The organism is Psychrobacter halotolerans (assembly GCF_039680845.1).
In the GTDB taxonomy this organism is placed as follows: domain Bacteria; phylum Pseudomonadota; class Gammaproteobacteria; order Pseudomonadales; family Moraxellaceae; genus Psychrobacter.
Genome location: NZ_JBDKWD010000003.1, coordinates 1 through 18849 on the forward strand (window position 1 = coordinate 1; position 18849 = coordinate 18849).

At 44.5% G+C, this 18849-nt stretch carries 9 protein-coding genes; 6 read left to right on the plus strand and 3 right to left on the minus strand.

Features of this window, described 5'->3' with window-relative positions:
• The 5 genes from AAJP47_RS06595 to AAJP47_RS06615 form a co-directional block, all read left to right on the plus strand.
• Positions 1-3519: Ig-like domain-containing protein (locus AAJP47_RS06595; protein ID WP_346717120.1), on the plus strand; the 3519-nt coding region annotated here is incomplete at its 5' end.
• 236 nt (positions 3520-3755) lie between these two features.
• Positions 3756-7160, plus strand: coding sequence for a UDP-N-acetylmuramoyl-tripeptide--D-alanyl-D-alanine ligase (locus tag AAJP47_RS06600; RefSeq protein ID WP_346717121.1), 3405 nt, complete (start codon positions 3756-3758; stop codon positions 7158-7160).
• Between the two features lie 574 nt (positions 7161-7734).
• The gene (locus tag AAJP47_RS06605) at positions 7735-9240 is read left to right on the plus strand and encodes a TolC family protein (RefSeq protein WP_346717453.1); all 1506 of its coding nucleotides are present in this window, start codon (positions 7735-7737) and stop codon (positions 9238-9240) included.
• A 71-nt stretch (positions 9241-9311) separates the two neighbouring features.
• On the plus strand, positions 9312-11570 hold the full coding sequence (locus AAJP47_RS06610) for a type I secretion system permease/ATPase (protein WP_346717122.1): 2259 nt from the start codon (positions 9312-9314) through the stop codon (positions 11568-11570).
• Between the two features lie 2 nt (positions 11571-11572).
• The gene (locus AAJP47_RS06615; protein WP_346717123.1) at positions 11573-12742 is read left to right on the plus strand and encodes a beta-barrel domain-containing protein; all 1170 of its coding nucleotides are present in this window, start codon (positions 11573-11575) and stop codon (positions 12740-12742) included.
• Positions 12743-12821: 79 nt separating this feature from the next.
• Here AAJP47_RS06615 and AAJP47_RS06620 read toward each other — a convergent pair whose 3' ends face one another.
• Both AAJP47_RS06620 and AAJP47_RS06625 read right to left on the minus strand, forming a co-directional pair.
• The gene (locus AAJP47_RS06620) at positions 12822-13634 is read right to left on the minus strand and encodes a hypothetical protein (protein WP_346717124.1); all 813 of its coding nucleotides are present in this window, start codon (positions 13632-13634) and stop codon (positions 12822-12824) included.
• A gap of 368 nt (positions 13635-14002) precedes the next feature.
• Positions 14003-14746 (minus strand): siderophore-interacting protein, encoded by a 744-nt coding sequence (locus AAJP47_RS06625; RefSeq protein ID WP_346717125.1) that lies wholly within the window; start codon positions 14744-14746, stop codon positions 14003-14005.
• Positions 14747-15674: 928 nt separating this feature from the next.
• Here AAJP47_RS06625 and AAJP47_RS06630 point away from each other — a divergent pair.
• Positions 15675-17177 (plus strand): PepSY-associated TM helix domain-containing protein, encoded by a 1503-nt coding sequence (locus AAJP47_RS06630; protein WP_346717126.1) that lies wholly within the window; start codon positions 15675-15677, stop codon positions 17175-17177.
• A gap of 349 nt (positions 17178-17526) precedes the next feature.
• On the opposite strand, the gene AAJP47_RS06635 is transcribed toward AAJP47_RS06630, so the two are convergent.
• The gene (locus AAJP47_RS06635) at positions 17527-18780 is read right to left on the minus strand and encodes an HmuY family protein (RefSeq protein ID WP_346717127.1); all 1254 of its coding nucleotides are present in this window, start codon (positions 18778-18780) and stop codon (positions 17527-17529) included.
• Positions 18781-18849: the final 69 nt, after the last annotated feature.

The following is an 18849-nucleotide window of genomic DNA, read 5'->3' on the forward strand; positions in this document are numbered from 1 at the left end:
AACGCGGGCGGCACACTACCGGCGCCTGTGGTCAACGCCACCGATGGCACGCTTGATAGCGCGCCAACCACCGGTACGGTGCCAGTGATTCTTCCTGACACTACACCGCCTAGCGCGCCAGTGGTAATTATTGGCAATGGTGATGACTTAGTTAACGGCTTTGATTTAAATGACGAGGGGTTTGTTGAAGTCACAGTGATTTTACCAGCTGATGCTGAGGTTGGTGATACCGTCACAGTCGATGGTATGGGGACTGTGATTACTCAAGACATGCTCGACAATGGGTATAACTTTACGGTTCCAGCGCCAGCACAAGGGACGGTATTGACAGTCACTGCAAGTGTGACCGATCAGGCTGGTAACATTGGTCCGATAGGTACAGACAGCGCTACGGTTGGTAATATCATGGCGCCTGCAGTATTAATTCCTGAAGCGCTTGATGGTGTCAATGCGGAAGAGTTTGCAGATGGCATTCAAACCCAAGTGACGTTACCAGACGACACTTCAGTCGGTGATATTGTCACCTTAACAGTGACGCCTGATGGTGGTACTCCCATTACCATCCAATATGAAGTGACGGCAGCTGATCTTGATGTCAATGGTGGAAATGGTATTGCTGAAATTACGATTCCAAATGGTGCAGGCGGCATCAGTGATAATGGTGCTTACACTGTGGTGGCGACGGTGACAGATGCAGATAACAATATCGGCGTTCCAAGTGCTCCTGTTGGTTTTGATCTAAATACAACTTTTGCTGCTCGCGATGATTCAGATACCCTTGATTTGGGTCAGTTGCAAGTGACCTATTATCCTCCAGTTAGTGACTCTGATTTGCTTATACTTGGTGCACTTGAAGGAACTGGTGGTACAGAGAGTAATCTTGGCTTTACCGTGAGTGAAGGCGCGAGCGGTACGGTAAGCATCTCAGTCCAGCAGACGGCTTTAGTAGCAGTAGCGGATGCCGTCAATATAGAAATTTACAACGCTGCTGGTGAACGCGTTTATGTCGGTACTACGGGCAATGATCCACTGGTGGGTGACGTAATAGGTCTAGAGTTATTAGGTTTAACTGGTAATGATACGTTAACCGCAACGGTCTCAGGTTTGGAGCCGGGTGACTATACGATCGTTGTACGTAACGATCGTAGTGTTTTAAGTGATTTGGTCAACGATCTTACCTTGGCAGAGCTAGGTGAGGCAGGTGTCGTGTTAGGACCTGATAACCAAGGTATTATCTTCAATGCAGTACAAGAGGCACTAGGTCCTGTTCTTGGTCCTACAGTTGTCGGACTTCTTAGACCTGTTCTTACACCATTACTATCTGCACCTGAGGGTCTAGAATTTGAGGAATTAGCGGAGACTCTTGGAGGCCTAAATTTAGGTTTAGGTTTGGGTTTAACGACTACACAGATTGATCAGATACTTGATAATTTAGTTGCGCCCTTGCTCAGTAATACATTAACGCTACTCGAAACCACGGATATTACAGCGATAGTGACGGAATTTAGTTATGCGGACAATACGGTAATCAACGGTAATGTCATTGATCCTGATGCATCGATCCTAGGTGAGCCGGGTGAAGATACGGTGACTACCGATACTGTAATTACTGATATAGATAGTAGCACTGGGTCAGAGCCAACATCCGAAATAGTGGGCGGTGTTAGGGGATTTACCATACAGGGTCAATATGGTGTTTTAGTTATTGATGAAGATGGTAATTATACCTATACAGCGAACGGTGATTTTGCGTCATCCGGTCAGTCAGAGACATTTACTTATACTATCTCTGATGGGGTTGTTAGTGATACAGCAGAGTTGGTGATCAATCTCGATACGGTCGTTGATACCACGCCGCCAGACGCGCCAACGATCGATGTGCCTATTGCTGGTGACAACATCGTCAATGGTACTGAGGCTGCGGCAAGTTTTGCAGTAACAGGAACAGGTGTGTCAGGAGATACGATCACATTGACCGATGGTTCGAATAACATCCTAGGTACGGCTATTGTTGATGCGACTGGCAACTGGAGCATCAACGTTGATCAAGCAGAAGTTAATGCAATGGGTGAGGGTGCTGAGCAGTTAAATGCTACGGCAACTGACTATGCGGGTAACGTAAGTATCGCTGCGACTGCCACTATAAGCGTTGACACGACTGTACCAGTGGCGTTTGACAATGAAGTTGCATTGAATATAGGTTTTCAGACGTCATCTACTTCTGTACCTCTAAAAAGTACTCTTGTCGGAGGGCTTCTTGATCTTAGTGTGCTTTCAAATACAGTGGACGTAAGTCTATTGAGTCGTAATGCACTTTCTTTCAACGTGGCTGAAAATACCACTCGGCAGGTAACGGTAGATGGTAGTGGTAGAGCTTTGGTAAGCTTAGGCGTGGTTGGAGACCGTGATTTTGATCTTCTAGTCTATAGAGTAGAAGCAGGCAGCTCTCAGGCTACGCTGGTACAAGAGATACCCAACTGGCTGGTCGGTTCGGGTAACCTACCTACTATATGGAACGCAAATGATCTACCATTATCAAGGTTTGAAGATGGCGGGACGTATTATGTCACTCTCGGTAATAATGGTGGACTTTTAGACATCTCATTACTGAGCAGACTTACGCTTCTTACTACGTCTGATGTCATCACCAGCTATAGCCCACCTACAGTAATAAATGCTTCAAGAGGTGGAAATGTCATTACCGACATAGGTGCTGATGGTACAGATGTTATTACAGCGGGAACGGTCGTATCAGCAGTTGACGGTATCGCAGTAACCACCGGAACACAGATCATTGGAGACTATGGCGTACTGACCATCAACCAAAATGGCAGCTATACCTACGCAGCCAATACCAATTTCACGGGCACGTTTGGTGATGTTGATAGTTTTGCTTATACCATCACCGCACCAAATGGCGAAATCTCTACGGCAAATTTAGACATTACGCTTGATTATACGCTGCCTAATAGTGGAGCTCGGGTTGCCCTTATGAGCATTGACGATAGTATGGTTTACTCTGATCTGCTCTCAGATGATTCTGATATTTTGGGAATCACGCAGGATAGCGAACAAGAAGCAGATATCTTGAATCTTGATGTGTCAGCAAATGCCGGTATCATTATTGACGATGAAGTAGCAGACGTTAGTGACACTGACTTTATGACAAATGACTTTATGACAAATGACCTTATGACAAATGACCTTATGACAAGTGGTTTTGTGTCTGGTGACTTCATGCTTAGTGATTTTATCCAAATGGACGAAGAGCAGTACATTGACATCGCTACTGATGAAGAGGGCAATACGACATTGGCCTTTACGGGACAAGAGGTTGTCGAAACGGCAGTTACCGTTAATGCCGCCAGTAATGAGCCAGTAAGCGCTCATTTAGAGACACAGGCAGATACCAATCTTACCGATCAAATAACAGTTATGTCTGTAGATAATATCAACCTGAGTGTCAATAATGAGTGGGAGAACTTGGCTCAAATAGCAAATACATCCTACATCGTTTAATGTCTGTTTTGTCTATCGTTTACTCTAAAAAAGTGCTTCCATAATGGAGGCGCTTTTTTTGACTGCATCATTCGCGTTAATCAATGGCTAACGGTAGAGCGCAGAATAAAAAACCAGAGATGAGGTACTCGAGCAAAACGGTTAACGGTTAACGGTTACAAGCATATGATGTCTGTTGTTCGCCTAAAATTTTGGACGTTTGCTTGACCTTTATTCTATGTAATATAGAAGATACGATGACATTGAAAATCATGGAGAGCGCTAACGGCATGGATGAACCTACCAACTTAAGTGGTTTGCTACAGCATTTAACAGACCATTTGCCAGCCATCTATGAGAGCTGGCGACAAACCCATATTACTCAAATAGATAAGATTAATATAAACGATCTCTCGGCAGACAGCTTATATCGCACCTTTGCGCTGTCTGCCTCTGACGGATACAAAAAAGCCAAAACCGTCACTTTTATCCTTGATGATTTAAAAACGGTGAGCGATGCGAATGGGTTTAGTGACATTGATTTCGCAGACTTTAAAAAAATATTGCCTATCATTCACGCAAAAATAGACAAACTGTCTGCAAAGTTTGACGCACCAATTGTCTGGTTAAGGCTTGAGTGGCTGCATCAGGCAACATTCACCACTTGGGCAGGTCTACAGCAAACTCTGAAACGCTTTAAAAGAAACTATTATCGTTCAGGTATTGCATTTGAAGGCATACGTGAGCCTTGGTTACTGCTGACAGAAATGGAGCTAAATGCCAATGCTTGTCTTTATGCAGGAAATACGGTGGCTCATGCGGAGGTCAATAACAATAATCTGAATGTCTATTTTAAAGCGCGTCACGGCAGCAGCCAAATACCCGATTTTCGTGATGATTTACCCGTTATCAGCTTTAACACGGCGGGGATATTTATTGATGGTGAGACCGGTGATTGTCATAATCTTGATATACAGCCACGCTTCAAAGGGCATCGTAAGCTATTGCCATTATCAGCCGCCACGACTCAACCTATTATTGAGCAGTCGACCCAATATTTATCCAGACAAGTTCAGCCTTCGGGTCAATACATCTATGGATATTTTCCTTGTTTTGATCGCACGATAAACACTTACAACAGCTTGCGGCATGCCAGTAGTACGTATGCATTGATAGAAGGTTACGAAGCTTGTCGTGATTTTAAGAATAATAGCAGTGTTGACGGTTGCGTTCGATTAGATGTAGACGCTCCTGCTAAGCTAAGTCTGCCTAAGATGCAAAATAATATTGATGCAGCAATGAGCTATCTGAAGCAACAATTGATTCAAACTTACGATGATAAAGCGTATGTGATAGATACGGGTAGCGAGATCAAACTGGGCGCAAATGCGGTAGCAATATTGGCGTTGGTTAAATATTTACAGGTATTTGTAGAGACGCCATTGGCCAATGAATATCGTAATTTGGTTACCAAGTTAGCATTGGGCATCGCGGCTATGCAGCAAGACGATGGCAGCTTCGTACACGTATTACATAGTAAAGATTTAAGCCTAAAAGCGAAACATCGTATCATTTATTATGATGGCGAGGCCGCGTTTGCACTCATGCGTCTGTATGGATTGATCAAAGATGAGCGTTGGCTAAATTGTGTGACTCGGGCTTTTGATTATTTTATCGAAGCCAAGCACCACCGCGCTCATGACCACTGGCTGTCTTACTGCTCAAATGAGCTGGTCATCTACAAACCTGAAAAGAAGTATTTTCAGTTTGCGGTCAATAATATCGCAGGCTATACCGATTTTATCAAAAATCGTATCACCACGTTTCCGACGCTGCTTGAGCTGTCCATGGCATTTCACAAGATGCTATTGAAACTCGATGAGCATCCAGAGTTTCATGACGTGTTAGACGGTTTTGATATTCAAGGCTTCTATCAGGCACTACATGCGCGTGCCAATTATTTGATGAATGGTTTTTTCTTTCCAGAAATGGCGATGTTTTATAAAGCGCCGCAGACTATTTTGCATGGATTTTTTATTCGTCATCATTCATTCAGAGTGCGCATTGATGATGTGGAACACTATCTGTCAGGATTGATTGCGTATCAACATTTTTTAAAAACCGCGCAATATCCGAAACTAGCGACCAAACAATATCAACAAACCAAACAATATCAACGAACCAAGAGCACAATCTGCAAAAGTAATGCCATAACCTCGCAGCAAGTCCAAGCAGACAGTCCACACTTAGCGCAATCCGTATTGACGCCTCGTGCGCTGATAGCCGCCACCAAAGGTATGTGGCTGGTCGCACCAGCGGATGATTGGTCGGCGACAGGTCTGTGTATTTGGCCACCCAGTTTTCAATCAGGTCATATCGTAGTGGCTCGAGGTCGAACAATGGAGGTGGGTTATCTCCCAAAAAAGGCAATCGAATCCTTAGTAAAAAAAGGCGCTGCGGCGATTGTCACCGACGATATAGAAGCGTACAAAAACATGGGTGTTCCTGTTTTGTACGTGTCTAATGTACGTCAAGCAACGATTGATATTGGGCGTTATGCGCGGCAGGCCTTTGGTGGGCAAGTGATTGGTATCACGGGTAGTGCAGGGAAGACCACGACCGTCCATATGTTGGCGCATACTTTACATGGTTTTGGTAAGGCCGATTACACGCAGTCTAGTGCAAATCTACCCGTCGGTATCGCATGGAACTTGGCTTGTATGCCGTCATCTGTCGACTATTGGGTACTAGAGATGGCGATTGGATCTATGTCTGCCAATACTGATTTGGTGCGCCCTGATGTGGCGTTGATTACCAACATTGCACCCGCTCACCTTGAATATCATCATAATGTCGACAATATCGCCCTCAAAAAATCGCGTATTTTTGAAGGTATGGCACCCGGTTCTTTAGCCGTGGTGTGCCGAGATATTGAGCAATATGAGTTGATTGAACGTCTCGCACGCATTTGGGGTCTTCAGGTTATCAGCTATGGTAAGCATGATGAATCGATGATTAAGCTGCTGAGCTATACACCAGAGAATGAGGGAAAAAACGCGCAAGCACAGATAGTGATAGATCATCAGACTTACACGCTGAATCTGTCAGCTCGTGGTCAGCATATGGTTCTAAATGCGATGGCTATTTTGGCAGTGGCGAAGCATTATCATTTATCGATTGATACCGCGATCACTAAATTGGAATCTTTCAAAGCGGTTGCCGGACGCGGACAAGTAATTGACACCAGTTATCAAGGCATACCAATCACCCTTTATGATGACGCTTATAATGCCAATCCTCTATCTATGCAAGCGGCGCTGAAAACCTTTCAGCAGCTCGCCGTACCCGCACATCAAAAAATACTGATTTTGGGTGATATGCTCGAGCTTGGTAACGACAGTAGCAAGTATCATTTAGCACTAACGCCTATTATCGAAGCGATGAATGTGCGAGCGTTACTTTTGGTCGGTGAGCATATGAAAGTGTTGGCAGACCAGCTTAAACTCTCCGATATAACATCTTATTACTTTCAAGACACGCCATTGCTGACCAAAAATTTATCTAATTTTATTAAAGAAAATGACCATGTTTTTATCAAGGCGTCTCATGGAATTGGGATTAATAAATTGTTTTTAGATGATACAGGCTTATCCAAATATTAAAAGATTAAAGACGGGTCATTTGATTGGTATGGGTTCTAACTTAATTATTGGATTGATAACGATATATAGTTGATCCTAAATAAAATGGATACAAGAAATGATAGCGCGAGACTGGAACCAATTTTGCTTGCTGGCGGCGTCGTTGCTGGCAGAGGCGGCAAGGGTATCAAAAAATGAGTCCCATTCTCGCTGTGCCTTTTTTTATATTGGATTGACTCTATCTGATGGTATCAATACATAAAAGATAAAGATGGACTATACATTCTCTAGCCAAAAATAGAAAAATACTGTATAAAATTATATAGATTCATGGATTTATTCTATATTAAGTTTTCGTTATTAGCGTATTCCTATTTTTATCTGACACTAAGTGTCATCTCAATTTATTTAGTGCTTTAAACATTCTTTTAGGCAGTATATGATTAGGGCAAGGTACGTTTTCGTAAGATTTAACCGATAAAAACTAAACACGTTATTAAAAGTATTTTTATAGGGCTGGCTGCTGAAACCTAATATGACAAAATTGTTAAATCAAAAACCATTACGTCTTTGTTTTTTATTTTACCGTTATAGGATGTTATTGGCGGCTAGCCTGTGTTTTACCGTGATCGTACAAACAACGGCGCAAGCCGCAGTGCAAGATTTACGAGTGGATAATTTAATCACGCAGGCCATTCAGACTCATCCTTTGGTGGGCTCTGCCAGAGCCAATCAACAAGCCACCATAGAAGGCATTAACGCGGCAAAATTGAACCTGCTACCGACACCAAGTGTGAGCTCAGGATACGATAGAGACAATGATTTTGTCTCACAAGTGACCATTCGCCAGCCTTTATGGACGGGCGGCAAACTGACCGCCGATGTCAACCAAGCCATATTTGATGACAAAGCGGCGACCGAATATATCTATGAACAACAAAACCTAGTGGCAAAAACGACGATTGACGCTTGGCAAAGTTATATTCAAGCCATTGCCAGACAGGAGATTCATTCTGAAGCCTTAAACGTGCTTAGTGACTTTGAAGCCATGATGCAGCGCCGCGTCAATCAAGGCGTCTCCGCCCGTATTGAGCTTGATCTAGTTACAAACCGTATTTTGCAAGAGCAAACAGCCTATCAAGCGGCAGGCGAGCAGCAACGTATCGCAGCAGCCAGACTTCAGCAAATTATCGGCCAGCCCTTGTCGCAAGTAAGTGCCAGCAGCCTTCCTAATATCAAAGTTCTTGTCAATCAAGCCAAGCAGCAATCTGGCAATTTTGAAAAACTGGCATTCGATCAAGCCAGTTTTTATAACCCAACGATCGTGAAAGAACAGTTTCAGATTGAATCGGCCAAGCAAGGGGTTGAGTCGCAGCAGGCGTCGCGTTTTCCCACCGTTTATGCTCAATATGAACACGCCTATTACCATGACGATAGTGATAACGACGGTCAGTTCTCGCTAGGATTGAGTTACGCTCCTGGTGCAGGATTTTCCAATCTTGCCTTAGCTCGTGCGTCACAAGCACAGGTTGACAGTTTGGTGCAAAGTCAAGAAGCGGCGCGCCGTCAAGTGATTGAAGATATTCAGGTGCAGTATCAGCAATTTGTGAGCGCCAAAGACCGAGAGACCTCACTCATTGCAGCGGTCGCAGGCGCGCAGATTGTGGTCAACTCTTATCGTCGGCAGTTCATTGCTGGCCGTAAGTCATGGCTTGAGGTGCTAAATGCGGTGCGCGAATACAACGATTATCAAGTACAGCTGGTGCAAACACGCGCTGACATGTTAGGAGCGTTTCATCGCTTACAAGTGGATTTTGGGCTGATGCCGTGGCAACAATTTGGGCAAAACCGTCAGCCTGTGACCTTATTTAGACCGACCGATCCTGTGAAAGAATGGATAAATAAGCAAGACAAAAAAAGCGTCAGCCGCGATTTGGGTTATAAAACAGAGCGGCCAGAATCGAGCGATGACTATATAGAAATCAGGTTGCCCGCTGCGGTAGAAGAGAGCCTAAACAAAGGCGAGCGTATCATGTTAAACGAAGACTACAGCATCACACCTATCGTCGATGCTAATAATGAAGTCAGAGCGACCAAATAGATAAAACAAGACTAAAAATAATTAGGACGACGCCTCTTGTGGCTGTCCAAAATATTAAATAAGTGATGAATATGAGTTTAAACTCACAACCGACTTCTGCCCATCTTGGCAATCAGGCCAGTACACTTGATCAAAGTGAGCTGACGGCAAGCCTTGTGGATGCGATCAGACACCTGCTTAATCAGCAAGGCTATCCAGTCGATAATATCCGTCTAAATGATATCGTCAGGCAGCATGAGGAAAGCGCGAAAAAAAATCACCCTAACAATAACCGCCCAAGCATTCGTGAAATCGGCGGCGTTATTGCGGTTTTACAAGGCATCGGTATCAAGGATATGCCGGAGATATTAGAGCAGCCGGACGCCGCTTTTTTACCGCTATTGGCCTACCGTTCTGATATAGGCTGGGGGATTGTCGACAGTCAAACGCCGCAAAAAAACTGGAATTTTCGCCAAGAAAAAAACCACGTTTCTACCCGTGCTGATGAGCTGTCATTGATACTCAAAATTCGCTTAAAAGACGATCCCATCAAACAGCGCAAAGTGTCTTTCTCTGATCTCCTCAAGTCGGATTTGGGCAATTACAAAGGCATCTTAATCGAAGCGGTTATTGCTACCTTTTTGATCAATGTGTTGGCGTTGGCCGTGTCGCTATTTTCCATGCAAGTGTATGACCGAGTGATACCAACGCGCAGTGAATATACGCTCATTATCTTAGCCAGTGGCGTGTTTCTTATTATCATTTTTGAAGCCTTTATGAAATTCTCACGGTCAAGAATTATGGATAAGGTGGTCGTGGGTCTGGATCAATATTTGTCCCGTGAAGTGTTTCAAAGGCTGCTCAGAGTACGTATCGATCAGATGCCAGGCTCAGTGGGCTCTATGGCCGCGCAGTTACGCGGTTATGAGCAAGTGCGCAGTTTTTTTACCGCCAGTACCTTATTCGGGTTGGTCGATTTGCCCATGACCATTATTTTTGTCAGTTTAATCGCGTTTATTGGGTCGCCTCTGGTGGCCGTTGTGCCCGTGATTGCTGCTGTGATTGCTATCGTGATGGGATTGTCCGCGCGCAAACGTATTGATGCCATTGCCGCTGAAGGGGCGACGGCGTCTTATTATAAAACAGGTCTGTTGGTAGAGGCGGTAGAAGGGGTTGAGACAATAAAAGCAGGGGCGGGCAATTGGAAATTTTTGTCGCGCTGGCTTGATGTCATGAATGTGACGATTAAGAACGATTTAGACATGAAGCACACCAATGACAATCTCACCTACTTTACCCAAATGCTGCAACAAGTCAGCTATGTCGGTATCGTGATTATTGGCTCATTTGTCGTGATACAAGGCGATATGACCATGGGCGGACTGATTGCCTGCTCGATATTGGGCGGTCGCGTACTAGCGCCAGTGATGACGCTGCCCAGTTTATTGGTTCAGTATTCGCACGCAAAAGCCGCCAAGCTCAATATTGAAGCTTTGTTTGAGCTAGAGCAAGACAATCATGGCGTCGCTTATCCTTTGTCACCCAGCCGTATCAAGGGTTTTTATCAATGTGATAATCTGGTTTTCAACTACAAAGACAATGACAGACCAGCGGTTAAGGTGAACAACCTGACTATTCGACCGGGGGAGCGTATCGCTATCCTAGGCCCGATAGGATCAGGCAAATCTACCTTACTAAAAGTACTCGCTGGATTGTATGCACCGACCAAAGGACAGGTATTGTTAGACGGTTTGGATATCCATCAGATCAGTCGCGAAACATTGAGTGAGTGTCTGGGGTATTTGCAGCAAGACCATCGCTTGTTCCAAGGGACATTACGAGAGAACTTATTGATCGGTATGGCCGCACCTGATGATGACGTGCTGCAAGACGCCCTTATAAAAACGGGGCTGATCAACTTGGTCGCCAGTCATTCAAGTGGTCTTGATTTGCCAATCAGTGAGGGCGGGCGCGGGCTGTCTGGTGGTCAAAAACAACTGGTGGCTTTCACGCGTTTGCTGTTGACCAAACCCAATGTGTTTTTGCTTGATGAACCCACGGCGTCGATGGATAACCGGCAAGAGCAGCGCTGTTTGCAAGTGCTTAAGCAAGCACTGGTAGAGGGTCAAACTTTTATTGTATCGACCCATAAAACGGCACTATTAGAGTTGGTTGACAGACTGATTATTATGGACAATCAACGTATTATTATGGATGGCCCAAAACAAGCGGTCCTTGATAACTTGAGAAAAAAAGAGCAAACAAGGCCTCAGATGAGCCAAGCAGAAAAACCGAATAACACAGACAAGCCTATCACCACCAAAACCTCAATACCCGTGCAAGGTAAGTAGATATGGCAGACTATCAATACACGCCCACCAAACTCAAAGTCGGTCGTTCGAGATTGAATATTTGGATCGCTTTAGTCGGTATCATAACGCTGCTGGTATGGGCTTCTTTTGCCAAAATTGATCAAGTCACCCGCGCCAAAGCGACCGTGATTGCCAGCGCCCGAACGCAAGAGATTCAAGCGTCAGAAGGTGGTATTTTGACAGAGCTGGCGGTGGTTGAAGGTCAAGAGGTTGAAGCTGGAGAGCTTCTGGTGGTGTTAGAGGAGGAGCGTGCCAAAGCCGCCGTTGACAATTCTGCATCTAAGACAGCTGCGTTAAGAGCTAAGTTGGCACGCCTCAATGCTGAGATTTTTGAGACGCCGCTGGTATTCCCAAAAGACGTCAAAAATTATCCAGAATATGTACAGAACCAAACCGCCCTTTATAATCGTCGCCGCCAAGCCATTAATGAAGATGTCTCGTCCCTAGAAAAAATGCTAGTGCTGGCAAGACAAGAGCTAAATATGAATGAGCCATTATTAAAATATGGTGACGTCAGTCAAGCCGATGTCATAAAACTGAGTCGTCAAGTCGCTGACATTGAGGCTCAAATCAATAATAAAAGAAACAAGTATTTTGAAGAAGCGCAAGCGGAGATGACCAAAGCTCAAGAGGAGCTGGATACAGAGGTTGAGCAGCTGCGCGATCGTCTACAGGTATTGGAAGAAAAACGATTATTGTCACCGACACAAGGTAAGATCAATAACATCAACGTGACGACCATTGGCGGCGTGGTAAAGCCCGGTGAAACCATTATGCAGATTTTGCCAACCAGCAGTGATCTGGTCATCGATGCCAAAGTCAGTCCCGCTGATATCGCCTACGTACAAGAAGGACAGGATGCAACCGTCAAGCTTGATGCTTATGATTATTCAATTTTTGGCGCTATGAATGGCACGGTAAATTACATCAGCCCAGACACGCTCATAGAGCAAACGCCCAAAGGTGAAGAGCCGTATTATCGCGTGTTGATTGTGATTACAGGCGCTGAGTTTGAGGGCCGAGAAGATAAGATTGTCATCAAACCGGGTATGACGGCTTCGGTCGATATAAAAGCGATGGAGCGTACGGTATTGTCTTATTTAACGAAGCCTATTACCAAAACCTTATCAGAAGGCATGGGCGAGCGTTAAGAAGGCAGTTGTCAACGTTTCGCTACTTTGTACATGATAGCAGTCGCTGATGACAGTCATCAATTATCATGAGCTGTCATCAGTCCTTTTGAGTGGCTGGCTCAGACATTACTGTAACCTCTTGACTGTCTTTGCGGTTAGGCCGATGCCTTTGCTGCTGCATTTCATCGATTTTCTGCTGATTGCGATTTTTCACTTCATTGATAGCCGCACTCAATTGGCTATTGATGTCTTCTACCTCAGATTTTGCTGATAGATACTCAGTGTCTGTTTTGATGTTGTTGACATCGGGCTGCTGGGTTGGGACGTCGATAGACAGTAGTCCTGCCTGAGCCTTGATATTTTCTAGCATTTCGGTATTTTTTGAAGGCGTAGCGCTTGATGAGGTAGCACCTGAGGACCTAGCGCCTGAAAACCTAGCAACAGAAGTATCCGCTGTTTGCGGCGTTAGGGTCTCAATGGTTTGAGCGCGTTGCTTAGACGTCAGGGTGGGTTTTGTAGCCACTGATGCACTTTGTTCGGTTAGGGTTTGAGCCGTAAGTGTTTGGTTGGTATTTGAGTCAGCGATAGACTCTTTATCAGCGGCAAGCTTGGTGGTTGACAGGTTGTTTTGACTGTCAGGACGGGTTTCATCTATGGAGTCAGCACTATTGGGCGTGCCCATATCGGCAGTGATCGTAAGGAGCGAGTCATGGTCATCGGTGCGCGTTGCCGCGCTAGATTTCGGACTATTGCTAGCGTTATTAGTCACTTGTACGGGCTTTTCTTTATGAACATTGAGATAAAAAACAAAGAAAAATCCCACGTGCACCAATATTGCCAAGCACAATGCCCAAAGCCATTTTTCACGAAGCCATTTTTCACGAAGCCATTTTTTATAAAATAGTATCATCAGATGACCTTGCTCCTTTTCTATTATAGCGCGTTCCATAGCTTGAGATTATCAAATAATGCAGCGCGTTGCTATCGATATAAGTCATTGCTAAGATCTATTAAAATACTACCCACCTGCCAAAATGCTAAACACAAATACCTTTCTTTGAATTGAGTAAAAGTAATGCTCAAAAATTTTCATACAACTTTGAGGACTAATATTTTTTATCTTGGATTGACTATAGTCCATAAAAAATCCCTCAAACAATACGATGAAAGATTCAATATCATAACCATCACATTACTTAAGGGATTGTTGAGACTTTAGATAGTGTTTAGACTGGCAATATCGTAAAGACGATCAAGACTATAGAGAATCTCTAGATATTATGCAGTGCTTTCTGCATCGTTGCGCTTCTCAATTTTGTGCTGATCTTCTGTGTTATCGACTTTCCAGTAGCTTGAAATGTACAGATGCGTTTTGGCTATCGGACGCTCTACTTTGAAATAGTGGCGCAGGGCGCGCATACTGTGAAACTCACAAGCCGCCCAAACCGCAGGCTCGCCTGTCAACCACGGCAAAGTTTTGGTGTGCTCAAGTAAGGGGCAGCTTTCAGCATTTGGCGCTGCGTTAATGACCCAATGAATATCAACGTTTTTGGGTTTTTTGAGCGTTTGGCGATCGGCTTCAGTCGTCACCTCGATGACAGCATAGCCACGAGCATCATCGGGTAGCTGCGCCAGATTGACGGTAATGGCAGGTAGGGCAGTCATATCACCGATTAACAAAAACCAATCTGCCTCATTGTTGATGAGTTTTTTTGGTCCCGGACCGCCCACCAATATCTGATCTCCTATTTGCGCGTTGCGCGCCCACGTCGAAGCTGGGCCTTCAACGTCATGCAAAGCAAAATCCACATCGATTTCATTGTCACGTTGTACGCTGACCGTATAGGTGCGCATCAGCGGCTTACTTGCTTCGTCCTGAGGAAAGATGAGTTTGATATAGGCACTTTCTTGATCGACAGGAAAATCTGTTAAACCTTCACCGCCTAGCGTCACGCGGCACATGTGCGGGGTAAGGTAGGTGGTACGAGTCACTTCAAGGACTCTCGGATTGGGTTTTGCCATGGGTGTTTTCCTTCTTTGGTAATGATGATACTCAACGCGATAGCCCGCAACGCATTGTCATTATATGGTCAGGTTGATATAAAAATACAAAGCAAGACGGGGATAAGCTGATAAGAATAACGTTGATAAAATGATAGGGTAATCGTTTATTACTAAGCAGTACCAAGATAAGCAATATCAAGGTAAGCAATATCAAGGTTCAATCGTAAAATTGGTATGGCATACTTTTTGTTTAAACTTACCGTTTTTGGTGTCGTCTGTTAATTTTTAGCCTAAGCAAAATAATTTATTTGGTACTTATAATTCGATACTTATAAATAGGCAAATTTTTGCGGTAATTTTATGATAATAGCAAAGCAATTGTTTTAATGAGTGTAAAGGCAAAAATCAGATCGTCTTATACCCTTCTACCTTTCAACAACACGCACGCCTTAAAGCGTACTATTACTTAAAGCATACTATTAAAGGATACGTTTTTTATTAGGAGTAGCTATGGCGTCACACGCTACTTTGAATACCTTTAATCACACAAATAATACCATAAATGATTATTATTATCATTAAAAAATATGAGTGGCGTTGATTTTAAAAACATTAAACTGACCAAAAAAGCAGCATTGTATGACATTGGATCGCTATAAATGATGGTGTTTGAAGGCGTTTTCTCGTATGATGCAGCCGTAGATGTAAAGGAGATGACGAACGTATAGTAATACGTTTATGGTCGATTCCTTTTAAAAAAGTACGGTTAAACTGAGTACGGTTAAAAACAGTACGCTTCTACTGGGCTGGATTTAGCGGCGTATTTAGCGCGCTTGCAAACAGTCCACGAGAAAAATGGTTACCAGTAGAACATTACGACCGTCTGTAGCACTTTTATTTTGGATTGATTGGTCATTAATTGGACAAAGAGTTAAAGGTCATACGTATGAGTAGAGGTACACGTCAATCAATCAGCAACCAACGCTATTTTACGGTATGGCGCTGGCATTTTTATGCTGGCATGTTTATAGCGCCGTTTTTAATCATTCTAGCTTGTACCGCCCTTGGCATGTTATTCATGTCCAGCACAGCAGGGCGTGACCATGATCGCTTAGCTGTCTCGGTGCCAGAAACAACGACGCCTGCGCCTGTCTCGATTCAAGCCAAAAACGCGCTCAAGACCTTACCCGATAGCGTACTGATCAAATATACGGCGCCCCGTGATGATGATACCGTGGCTTTGTTCCAAGTCAAATCAGCGGATCAGGACAATACGGTAGCGGTGAATCCTTATACGGCTGATGTCGTTGAAAGCATGCCTACCAATAGCAATCTGTATTATACCTTTTACAATATCCATGGTGATTTGTTGCTGGGCAAAGTGGGCGATTACCTGTTAGAAACCGCCGCTTCATTGACCGTGTTAATGATTTTGACCGGTTGGTACTTGTGGTGGCAAAAACGCAGATCGCTCAAAGCGATGTTGATTCCCGATGACAACACCAATCGTCAGAAAAAACGATCTGTTTTTCGTACCGTTCACGCAACCCTTGGTAGCTGGATATCCGTTCTGCTACTGTTCTTCTGTATCTCCGGTATGGCGTGGGCGGGAATATGGGGTGAGAGAATGGTGCAGGCTTGGAGTCAGTTTCCAGCGGGCAAGTGGGGCGTTGCACCGATGCCAATCTCTATTGACCACAGCCAACATCATGCTGGTATGGACATGGATAACGCCGATGCCGCGCCGCATGTGCATGGAGCCACACCAGCGATTGCACCAACGCATGGTAGTGTATTGAACACGGGTAATAATAAAGACGTGCCTTGGGTGCTTGAACTGACTCCGATGCCAGCATCAGGCACCACAATGGGCGAGAAGGGTATTGCGCCCAATATACCGATTATGATTGATACTGTAGACCGTTATGCCCGTGAAATTGGTTTTGCAGGGCGTTATCAATTGAATCTGCCCCAAGGTCATACGGGGGTTTGGACGCTCAGCCAAGATTCGATGAGCTATGATATGCGCAGCCCAACAGCCGACCGTACCGTACATATCGACCGCTATTCAGGCAATGTGTTGGCTGATATTCGTTTTGATGATTACAATGCGTTTGGCAAATTTATGGCAGCAGGCACCGCTATTCATATGGGAACGCTTGGTTGGTGGAGTGTGCTGGCCAACGTGCTGTTTTGCTTATCGGTGATTGCCATTTGTGTGACAGGTTATGTGATGTGGTGGCAGCGCCGTCCGCGCGGCATTGATGAGATAAAAGGGTTAAATCCACCCGCGCGTGGTCTTAAATTGTCAGTATGGTGGCCGTTTGCCATTCCTTTGCTGATAGTGGCCGTTATATTTCCAACCGCTATCATTGCCATTGCAGTCATCGCGTTGTTGGATTTCCTAGTGATATCTCGGGTTGGGTTTTTGCAGAAACTATTGAAGTAAATGACTAATCTGAATAAATGATTGAGATTCCTGTTGAAGGTTATAGTAATTAAAAAAGGGGCATCTTTTAATAAGACGCCCCTTTTGCTAAGACCTGATAGTAGAGTTTGATTTGTCTGTTTTACAAGTTAAAAGTGGCTGATACTTTTAATACAGTAGGGTTGCTAGCATTGAGATAGCTCGCACCAGCATACCCGCCTACTTAACGCCAACTTCCGTTTGCTCACTGACGTGACGCCTCTTGTAGAACAACACCTCGCAACCTTTCAAAGCTTACGAGATGTTTTTACTTATATTTGCACCCATTCTGTCTTCTTATAACAGAGAAGACGGCCTAGCATTTAAAGTACTAAGGTGCTGGCTGGATGTCTAGCTTAAACTCCCATGAGCTAGCTGCTGTGGCTGTGGGACTGGGGTAAGTGATTTTATCCAAGCGCACACGTGCATAGCTATTGCCTTCTGCTGATCTGATCAAAGCGCCTTTGGCAGTTTCTATAGGCTTGGCACTTAGCTGATGGTTCATGCCATTATAGGTATACCAGCCATAATCTATATTTGGAAAGCTACCTGTATAAGCAGGATTGAGATCAGAGCCTTTACTGTCAATTACCCAGTTTCTGGCGCTCATTGGTTTGGTATAAGCTGCTGTTTGAGTCAGGTCAGTTAAGGTGTTAGCGCTTCCATCGGTGAGGAACTGGCTGGCAATGAGTTCACCTTTTGAGTCGTAATATCCTGCTGGCGTGGCAGCAAGATAGCCACCGACCTTACCTTGACCCGAATCGCCACCGTTTAAAATAACATGATTGCGTTTAAAGCCAACTTGCCATACCGCGTTTTTGTCCGTGCTGCTTTGACCTGTTTTTAAATTGAAGTAAACCCAGTCATCATTGTCTGAGGCATTAAGTGTTTTTGTTTGTACATTATTGGGTAACGCCGTATCAATCCAGCGAATGGTCGGATAACCAGAGATGCCAGCATCATTATAGTAGTTAATAATCTGAACGGCATAAACGGGCTGTTGTACGCTGCTGTCGGTCACATCGCTACTGTTATCGGTGGTAATAAGATAAACACGGTTGTTGGGATACAACTGATGGTTTTCTTGCAAGTTATATTCAAACCAAGGCTCGGCGTCAAAGATACCACCGCTATGATCTTCGTTATAATGCATGGTTATGTCGCGATTTGTGTCAGGATCTTGCGTGGCATTGGTATAACGGCTCAAATCTGACCAATCAATTAATCCAAAGACGCCGCCTTTGCCAGTTCCAGAGTCGCCACTATTAGACCAAAGCTGGGTACCACGTCCCTGATTTTCAAGCTTGATGTCCCACGTGTCATTACTACAATCAACAGCTGTCTGGGTATCAATGTCATAGCAACTAACGGTTCCGGGTGTAAAGTCAGTGACCGTCCAAGTTGCTGATTCGCTAAATGTGACACTGTTGCTCGGTGGCGTACCACCATTGTTATCATTGCCATTATTTCCGTCACTACTACCACCGTCGCCACAGCCAGCGAGACCAAGTGCTAAGAGACTGCTTGTCATAAAGAGAGTCAGGGTTTTGCGTTTGGTGTTTGATTGAGAGGTCCATTGAGTCATCGTTTACTCCTAAAGGTTGATGGGTTTGTTTAAATTTTAAAAAACAGCTACATAAAAAATGGTCATAAA

What these genes read in the sequence shown, in the direction of transcription:
- AAJP47_RS06635 (WP_346717127.1), bottom strand. Translation starts at nt 18,780, where the DNA reads ATGACTCAATGGACCTCTCAATCAAACACCAAACGCAAAACCCTGACT.
- AAJP47_RS06615 (WP_346717123.1), top strand. Translation starts at nt 11,573, where the DNA reads ATGGCAGACTATCAATACACGCCCACCAAACTCAAAGTCGGTCGTTCG.
- AAJP47_RS06620 (WP_346717124.1), bottom strand. Translation starts at nt 13,634, where the DNA reads ATGATACTATTTTATAAAAAATGGCTTCGTGAAAAATGGCTTCGTGAA.
- AAJP47_RS06600 (WP_346717121.1), top strand. Translation starts at nt 3,756, where the DNA reads ATGACATTGAAAATCATGGAGAGCGCTAACGGCATGGATGAACCTACC.
- AAJP47_RS06630 (WP_346717126.1), top strand. Translation starts at nt 15,675, where the DNA reads ATGAGTAGAGGTACACGTCAATCAATCAGCAACCAACGCTATTTTACG.
- AAJP47_RS06625 (WP_346717125.1), bottom strand. Translation starts at nt 14,746, where the DNA reads ATGGCAAAACCCAATCCGAGAGTCCTTGAAGTGACTCGTACCACCTAC.
- AAJP47_RS06610 (WP_346717122.1), top strand. Translation starts at nt 9,312, where the DNA reads ATGAGTTTAAACTCACAACCGACTTCTGCCCATCTTGGCAATCAGGCC.
- AAJP47_RS06605 (WP_346717453.1), top strand. Translation starts at nt 7,735, where the DNA reads ATGTTATTGGCGGCTAGCCTGTGTTTTACCGTGATCGTACAAACAACG.